Origin of the sequence: Pyxidicoccus fallax (assembly GCF_012933655.1) — a bacterium.
In the GTDB taxonomy this organism is placed as follows: domain Bacteria; phylum Myxococcota; class Myxococcia; order Myxococcales; family Myxococcaceae; genus Myxococcus; species Myxococcus fallax.
The window spans coordinates 1-8,076 of the sequence record NZ_JABBJJ010000467.1 but is presented as its reverse complement, the minus strand read 5'-3'; the positions used below and the strand labels follow the sequence as shown (position 1 = coordinate 8,076).

The window sequence follows — 8,076 nt, the reverse complement described above, 5'->3', positions numbered from 1 at the left end:
CCGCCGCCCCCGTCGGAGGCCCCCGAGCGCCTGCTCGCCGTTCCGCGCAAGTGCTACGTCTGCAAGGTGGAGTACCGGAAGCTGCACTTCTTCTACGACGCGATGTGCGTCGAGTGCGGGGACTTCAACTACGCGAAGCGGACGCAGCGGGCGCCGCTGGACGGGAAGGTGGCGCTCATCACCGGGGCGCGCGTGAAGATTGGCTACCAGGCCTCGCTGATGCTGCTGCGCTCGGGCGCGCGCGTCATCGCGACGACGCGCTTCCCCCAGGATGCGGCGGAGCGCTACGCACGGGAGCCCGACTTCGCGGACTGGTCTCACCGGCTGCACATCCATGGCCTGGACCTGCGGCACGCCCCCAGCGTGGAGCTGTTCGCCCGGCACATCGAGCAGACGCACCACCGGCTGGATATCCTCATCAACAACGCGGCGCAGACGGTGCGCCGTCCGCCCGGCTTCTACGCGCACCTGCTGGACGGCGAGCTGCGCCCCCTCGACCAGCTCCCCGCGCGGGCGCGCCCGCTGCTGGCTGGACACAGGGCGTGCATCGCGGCGGTGCAGCCCGCCCTCGGTGACGCCGGCACGGGCGGCACGGCGATGGCCACCTGGCGCAGCAGCGACCCCGCGCTCGGCATCCACTCGTCCGCCGCGCTGTCGCTGCTGCCGTACGCCATGGAGCAGGAGGGCGACACCCAGGCCCTCTTTCCCCAGGGGCGCCTGGACGCGGACCTGCAGCAGGTGGACCTGCGCGGGATGAACTCCTGGCGGATGAAGCTGGCGGAAGTCTCCACGGCGGAGATGCTGGAGGTCCACCTGGTGAACGCGGTGGCGCCCTTCATCCTCTGCGGGAAGCTGAAGCCGCTGATGACCCGGGGGCGCACCACGCCCGGCCACATCGTCAACGTCTCCGCCATGGAAGGCAGCTTCTCGCGCGGGACGAAGACGGACCGCCACCCGCACACCAACATGGCCAAGGCCGCGCTGAACATGATGACGCTCACCTCCGCGCCCGACTACGCGAAGGACAACCTCTTCATGAACGCCGTGGACACCGGCTGGGTCACCGATGAAGACCCGGCGCTGTACGCGGAGCGCAAGCAGCAGGACCTCGACTTCCAGCCCCCGCTGGACATCGTCGACGGCGCCGCTCGCGTGGTGGACCCCGTCATCTCCGCGGAGAACTCCGGCCAGTACGTGTGGGGCAACTTCTTCAAGGACTACCGCCACACCGCGTGGTGACGGCGGGGCCGGCCTCATCAGCACCGGCCCGCGCGAGGCAGCTCCACCCGGGATGGGAAGCTTGCCTCCCTGGCTCATCCGCGCGAGGTCCAGCAGGTCCCGGATGAAGGGGTCCATCCTCCGCACGCTCGTGAGGATGCGGGCGGCGCGTGGGTGCTGAGGCGAGTCCCGCGTCCCGGAGGAACGCTGGCGCGTCGGGTGGGAACGCATCGCGGGCCGGGCTCCCTCGGTGCCCCCCGGATTCCGCGGGCTCCGCGCGCGGGTATGCAAGTTGCTGTCTCGAGCGCCCGCGAGCGGTACGCACGCAGAGGGCCGACATGGCGGAAGAGACACCGGGACCCGTGGGGCAGGGGGATTACGTGGTGCGCGAGGGGGACTGCGTGTCCTCCATCGCCGAGGCGGCGGGGCTGCACTGGCGCACGCTGTGGGAGCACCCCGGCAACCGCGAGCTGCGGGAGACCCGGGGCAGCCCGCACGTGTTGCTCGTGGGCGACCGCCTCACCCTTCCGCCGAAGCAGACGCGCGTCGTCTCCGTCGGCACGGGGGCCACCCACCGCTTCCGCGTGAAGGGGCGGCGCGAGAAGTTCCGCCTGCGGCTGCTGGACGAGGACCGGCCGCGCGCGGGCGTGGACTACCGCCTCGTGGTGGACGGCGAGGAGCTCTACGGCACCACCGACGGGGGCGGCTGGCTGGAGCACTGGATTGCCCCCGGCGCGCGCGAGGGCCGGCTCTCCGTGGAAGAAGACGAGGAGTACCTCGTGGACCTGGGCGCGCTGCAGCCGGCGGCCACCGAGGCGGGCGCGCTCGCGCGGCTGCTCAACCTCGGCTACCTCGTCCCCGGCGACGAGAAGGAGCCCGGCGCCCTCGCCCTGGGCCTCAAGGCCTTCCAGCGCGTCCAGGGCCTGAAGGTGACAGGAATCCTCGACGCGGCCACCATCTCCGCACTGGTCGAGGACCACGGCTCCTGACCCCCGCGCCCCTCCTGGAGTCCCACCATGTCCGACGAGCCTTCCAAGAAACGCCCCACGCCCGGAGTCGAGCCGGGCGCGGACGCGTCCGCCAACCTCAAGCGGGTGCGGATGGCCCGCGGCGGCGGCGGCAACACGCTCGGGCCGCGGCCCACGCTCTACGGCTTCCTCGCCCAGCTGGAGGGGCCGCCCGGGGGCCCCTGGGACGTGTCCCTGGAGTGCACCGAGAAGGCCTGGATGGACGGCGTCTGGGTGGAGCTCCAGAAGGCGGGCCATGACCGGACGGTGCTGGACTTCCTGCGCGGGCTCGAGTTCGAGCAGGCGCTGGCGAAGTCCACGCCCACCGAGAGGGACCAGCTGGCGCACGTCTACGGCTGGTACCTGGACCGCCTGGGCGACACCGAGCGCGGCCTGCCGGAGCTGGGCGTGTACCAGTGCCGCATCGCCAGGGGAGACCTCGACGTCGACCTGCCGAACCACACCGACTGGTTCGAGGTGACGCTCGCCCCCGACACGTCCGGCGCGGAGGGCCACGACACGGAGCTCGGCGTCTACTTCCAGGTGCTGCCCGAGGCTCCCCACGAGGGCCCACGCCAGCGCCGCGCGCTGCTGCGCATGAAGCGCCTGGGCGAGGAGGACCGGCTCAAGCAGGGCCTGCCGTCCCAGGGCGTCATGAAGGCGCTGCGCTTCCCCCTCTTTCCCAGCGGCGGGGGCTCCAGCGCGCCCGAGCCGCCCCCTTCCTCCGATGGCTCCGGCGGTTCCGGCGGCCCGGGTGGGTCTGGCGGCCCCGGCCCGCACACGGACCCGGGCGCGACAGGGTCCACGGTGCGTTATCAGGACTGGAGCGTCCCCTCGCCCGCGTGGGTGCCGGTGATGGCGCGCGTGCTGCGCGACGGGGCCTCGGCCCTGCTGGAGCGGACCCGGGCGTACGCGGACACCTGGTGGAGCGCGTGGGAGGCGCTGCTCCAGCAGGCCGCGGGACCCCGACTGGCGTGGGCCACGGCGGGCGCGGCCCCGCCCCCCAGGCGTTGGCACGCGCACGGTCCGCGCGCGCGGGCGACTCCCGCCCCGCCGCCCTCCGCGCTGCTGTACTCGGGCAGCCCCAGCAACGGCGCGGGCGGCAACCTCGCCAATGACATGGAGGACACCGCGGGCGCCGGCCCACAGCAGCCCTTCGTCGGCGTGTTCGACGTGGGCCAGGGCAGCTGCAGCATGCTCGTCGACCGCAACCACCACATCCAGGCCTACTACGACCTGGGCTACACGAAGAACGGCGCCGACGGACCCGCGGCGCTCACCCCGCTGTGCTTCTGCGACCGGCCGCGCATCATCCTGTCCCACTGGGACTACGACCACATCATGATGCACAGCCGCACGAGCGCGGACTGCTACCTGCTGCAGTGGATTGCCCCGCAGCAGAACATGAGCGACATCGCCAACGGGCTCGTCAGGCTGGTGACGAAGGCCGGGGGACAGATGTGCGTGTGGCAGCATCCGGCCATCGTCGCCGCGGCGGGCCCCGGCATCGTGCCCACCCAACACATGACCTTCGCGTGGGGCTTCGTGGAGCGCAGCACCGGCCACAAGGACGGCGGGCGCAACGCCTCCGGACTCAACGCCTTCGTCTGCGTGAGGGACGACCCGAACGTGGGCCCCAACGCCGGCACTCCCGCGTGGGGGGGCGGAGGCGCGGGTGGCAACGAGCCCAACGCCCCCGTGGCGGGAGGCATCAACGCCAGCGCCCCGGGACCGGAGGCCGCGCGCGGCCAGGCCGCGCTCCAGGCGGTGGCCAACCCCGGGGGAGGACAGATGGCCGTCCTCGCGGGTGGGGGCATGGTGATGCAGGCGGGAGTGCAGGCCGTGGCGGAGGCCGTGGCGGCGGCGCTGGGGACCTCGGCCCACGGCACGCGGCCGACCGCCAATGGCTGCGCCCGCGCGGCCGTGGCCGCCGTCAACAGCGTGCTCACCCAGGCCGCCGCCATCGCCCTGGGCGGAGGCATCATGAATCCCTTCACCGTGCGGGCGGCCATCGCCGCCGTGGGACTGCCGCCCCTGGCGGGCGCCTCGCTCACCAACGCCATCGCCGAGCTGGCCAACGCGGCGCTGGCCGCGCACGGGCAGATGGGCAACGGGGCGGAGGCCATGGCGAGGGCCGCCGCGGGGGCCTTCGCGCCCGTGCCCACCATGCAGCGCGTGTGGCCCCAGGCGGTGGTCTCCGCGGTGCGCCCCGCCTGGGTGGCGCCCGTCATCCGGCCCGGGCCGGCGCCACGCGCCGCGGACGAGCGCTACGTCCTGCTGACGGGCGACGGGAACTTCAACTACGTGGAGGCGCTGCGCACCGCCCCGGTGCCGAAGGTGGTGGGGCTCACCGCCATGCACCACGGCTCCTCCATCGACGCGGAGCGGGGGGAGCAGGTCGCCAGTGTCTACATCCCCTGCGCGCCGGGCTCGGACTCGGCCGCCGCCACCGGCGCCGCCGCGACCTCGGCCGCCAGCGTGAATACGCACATCGTCACCGTGTCCGTCGACGCGGCGCACGCGGCGGCGCTCAACGGGGGCCTCATGCCCCCCACCCGGGCGGCGATGGGGCCCGTCGTGGCGCACGTCACCCGCGCCGCGGCGGCGGCCGTCCTCGCGGCGGGCAGCGCGCACCTGGCCGGCATGACGGCCACCGCCCCCGTCCGCGCGCAAATCGCCTACCTCGCGGCGGCCGCGGCGCTGGCGGCGCACCGCTCGCCCAACGACGCGGCGGTGCTCGGCCTCTCGGTGGCCATCGCCACGGTGGCCGAGCTGGGGCTGCAGCCCGTGGGGGACTGGGTGAGCATGGCCCAGGCGCTGGTGGCGGCGGCGCGCGGGGGCGGCGCCGGCGCAACCCTGGGGGACGTGCGCACCCACGCGGGCGGCGGCCTGCACGACAACGTCGAAACCCACGTGATGAACGCGGCGAACGCGGCGGCGGGAGCCGCGGCCGTCGGCCCCCTCAACCCCGCCGTCGGCAACAACGTCAGCGTCTGCGCGACCGCGGCGCTGGCGCACACCCTCAACAATGCCGCGGCGGACGGCCCCATGCTGGTCGCCGTCGCACGGTGCGCGGCGGCGGCGGTGGCGGCGGCGCCCGGCAACGAGCCCGCAGCGGCCGGCGCCCTGATGGGGATGGTGGACGGCGCGCTCGCCGCGCTCTCCGCCGCGCCCCCGAACGCGGGCTCGGCGCGCACGGCGATGCGCAACGCCGCCCCTCGCGGCGTGTGGCTGAATGGCCAGGGCTTCTGGCTGGAGCCGGGCAACCTGGACGGCATGGCGCGCATGGCGGCGCGGCGCGCGGCGGAGGGCACGGCGGCGCACGAGGCGACCGTCTCCCCCCGGCTCGTCACCCAGGCCACGGAGACGGTGACGCACAGCATGGCGGCGGCGAACGCGGCCCGGGACGTGGCCGCGGCCCCGCTCGCCAACTGCATCGGCTACAGCTACGGCGTCGAGGCGAACGGCAAGCACCCCCACACCGCCTCCACGCTGGGCAACTACGGCCACCCCCATCCCACCGGCATCGCCGCCTACGAGGCCCGGGGCTGGACGGCACGCCGCAACACCTCCGCGCGCGCCGGCCAGGCCCCCACCGCGCTGGCCCCCGCCACCACGCGCGACCAGTCGGATGGCGTGAGCCCCTCGGGCCACCTGGCCCTCGCCTGGGACGCGGCCAATGACGCCATGGTCGCCGTCATGGGCAACCAGATTGCCTACGCCTGTCCCACCTGCGCCAACGCCGTCAACTTCAACGTCTGACTCAGGCCCGCCCGCGAGGCAGCGCGGGAGTCACGAGGCCGGACTCCCGCCCGTGGGTCACGGCGGTACGGGGAACTCGCCAATCGCCCGAATGCCCTCGTCGGACACCCGGAGCACCTCGTTGGTCAGCGGGTACCCGGAGCCCGTGTACTCGCGCACCACCACGCCTCCCAGCCGCCCCAACAGCCCCGAGTCGCTCTCGCGCAAGGCATAGAAGAAGTCCCGGCATGGAATCACCACGAGCACGGGCCAGCCGAGCGCCGCCTCCATCGCCGCCCGGAATCCAGGCCCCAGCACCAGCGAGGCCTTGAAGACCGAGTCCGTCTTCAGCATCGCCAGCGGCGCTCCCGCCACCTCCTGGACCTCGATGGCAGTGCGCTCCTGAAGCGCGCTCATGTTCTCCCGCGCGGCCGCATGCAGCTCTGGCGCGCCGACGCCCCACCGCACCAGTTCCTGGCGGGTCAGCCAGCGGATGGAGCGCTCGTCCTCGGAAGCATGGACGAGGACACGCGACACCTTGCCCGTGACGGGCTCGGCCAGCACCTCCGGGTAACCGGCCACGCTCTGCGATTCCTCGGCGGAGTATCGGATGCCCGCACGGGCCTCCTCCCACTCCGGCAGCGGCCGCCCTGTATCGAGCAGCCCCTCGATGAAGCCGTCGATGGCGCCGTCATCGGCGTCGCGCTCGACGTTGCGGCGCAGGTTGTCGAGCGACACGACGAACTCGCGCCCCTCCACCACGACCACCCAGGTGCCATCCTCCCGCTGCTCCCGCACCAGGAGTCCCCGGGCCCGGGCCTTCTCGACGAATTGTGTTTCCAGGTCGCTCCTGCTCATCCCCGCCTCCTTCACGATGCCTCCACTACGCCAGTTGTTCGAGTGCGCGGGGCATCACTCCGAGGTGTCTTCGGGGCGGCTCACGGGATTCGCGGTGGGAGCGCGCGGAGGAGGCATGACGGGCACGTAACATCCGCCCTTGTAGATGTAGTAGCCCTCCGCTTCGCAGTCCTTCAGGTCCATTGCCGCTTTCAACCAGCAGCCGCCGTTGATGGAGAAGTGCTTCCTGCTGGGGCAGCGACCGTTGGCGTCAGGCCGCCGCTGCCCCGGGAAGGGCCGGGGTGGCAGGTCCACGGAGATGGCGGACCATGCGAAGGGAGCCTGTGTGGGAGGCAGCGGGGCCGTCAGCGCCGTGTCTCCGATGGCGATGGTGCCGCCGTCCTCCGCCTCCTCGGAGTTCGAAGCGTGCTCCTTCCCGGCCTCCGCACCGGGATGAGCGCTGAGCATCCACGCGGTCCCCATTGCCAGGGTGGCACCCAGGCTGGCGGCCGCGAGCCGGGAGCGCACGGCCCGGGAGAATCGACGATGAGGCACGGTGCGCGTGGGCGCGGCGGGTGCCAGCGGAGCGTAGAGCGGCACATACGCCTCCGGCTCTGCTCCGAGCGCGGCGTGCTCCAGCGCCTCGGCCAGCTCGCGCGCGGTGCCCCGAACCTCCGGTGTCGGGGAGAACATGCGCGCCGTCAGGTCACTGAGCTCCTCGAGGCAGCGGGGGTTGCGTGCGCGTGGGAACAGGGCCGCGCCTTCGTCCAGGGACGGGACGTGGAGCGCGGGCTCCGGTGAAGAAGGGTACTCGTCGGTCACCAGGCGCCAGGCGGTGACGCCCAGGGCGAAGACGTCATCCGCGGCCGTGGGCGCGTAGGGGATGGCGGGCGGCTGAAGCGGAAGGCGCACCGAGCGCCACGCCTCCGGGGAACGATAGGGCGGCGTGCCAGGAGGGAAGGGGGGCTCGGTCAGCGTGGACGCACCGAGGAAGTGCCCGGCGCCGAAGTCGATGAGGAAGGGCCAGTCATCCCCTTCACGCACGAGCACGTTGTCGCCCTTGAAGTCACGGTGCACGCCGCCCGCGGCATGGGTGGCCTCCAGGGCGCGGGCAAGGCTTGCAAGCACCCGGAGCACCTGCCGGGAGGTGGGGCGCTGCCGCAGCGCCCACTCGTACAGCGACACGCCGTCCACCCACTCCATGGCGAGATAAGGGAAGCAGAGGTCCCCGAGCCGCCACTCCCCGTGGCCCAGGAGGCGGGGGACGTGGGGG

Annotated in this window: 5 protein-coding genes; 3 read left to right on the top strand and 2 right to left on the bottom strand. The window is 73.3% G+C overall.

The features are described 5' to 3' along the window. The 3 genes from HG543_RS49060 to HG543_RS49050 all read left to right on the top strand — a co-directional run. Positions 1-1,239, top strand: a 1,239-nt coding sequence (locus tag HG543_RS49060) for an SDR family NAD(P)-dependent oxidoreductase (RefSeq protein ID WP_169351881.1), incomplete at its 5' end; no start/stop codon positions are given. 317 nt (positions 1,240-1,556) lie between these two features. Further along, the gene (locus HG543_RS49055) at positions 1,557-2,207 is read left to right on the top strand and encodes a peptidoglycan-binding protein (protein WP_169351880.1); all 651 of its coding nucleotides are present in this window, start codon (positions 1,557-1,559) and stop codon (positions 2,205-2,207) included. Positions 2,208-2,234: 27 nt separating this feature from the next. Beyond that, positions 2,235-5,987 (top strand): hypothetical protein, encoded by a 3,753-nt coding sequence (locus HG543_RS49050; protein ID WP_169351879.1) that lies wholly within the window; start codon positions 2,235-2,237, stop codon positions 5,985-5,987. Positions 5,988-6,044: 57 nt separating this feature from the next. On the opposite strand, the gene HG543_RS49045 is transcribed toward HG543_RS49050, so the two are convergent. Further along, a complete protein-coding gene (locus HG543_RS49045; RefSeq protein WP_169351878.1) occupies positions 6,045-6,824 on the bottom strand; it encodes a DUF1444 domain-containing protein in 780 nt (259 codons plus the stop codon). A gap of 54 nt (positions 6,825-6,878) precedes the next feature. Continuing rightward, positions 6,879-8,076 (bottom strand): serine/threonine protein kinase (locus tag HG543_RS49040; RefSeq protein ID WP_169351877.1); only part of this gene is annotated, 1,198 nt, incomplete at its 5' end.

Coding starts and splice junctions, on each gene's coding strand:
- HG543_RS49055 (WP_169351880.1), top strand. CDS start 1,557: ATGGCGGAAGAGACACCGGGACCCGTGGGGCAGGGGGATTACGTGGTG.
- HG543_RS49050 (WP_169351879.1), top strand. CDS start 2,235: ATGTCCGACGAGCCTTCCAAGAAACGCCCCACGCCCGGAGTCGAGCCG.
- HG543_RS49045 (WP_169351878.1), bottom strand. CDS start 6,824: ATGAGCAGGAGCGACCTGGAAACACAATTCGTCGAGAAGGCCCGGGCC.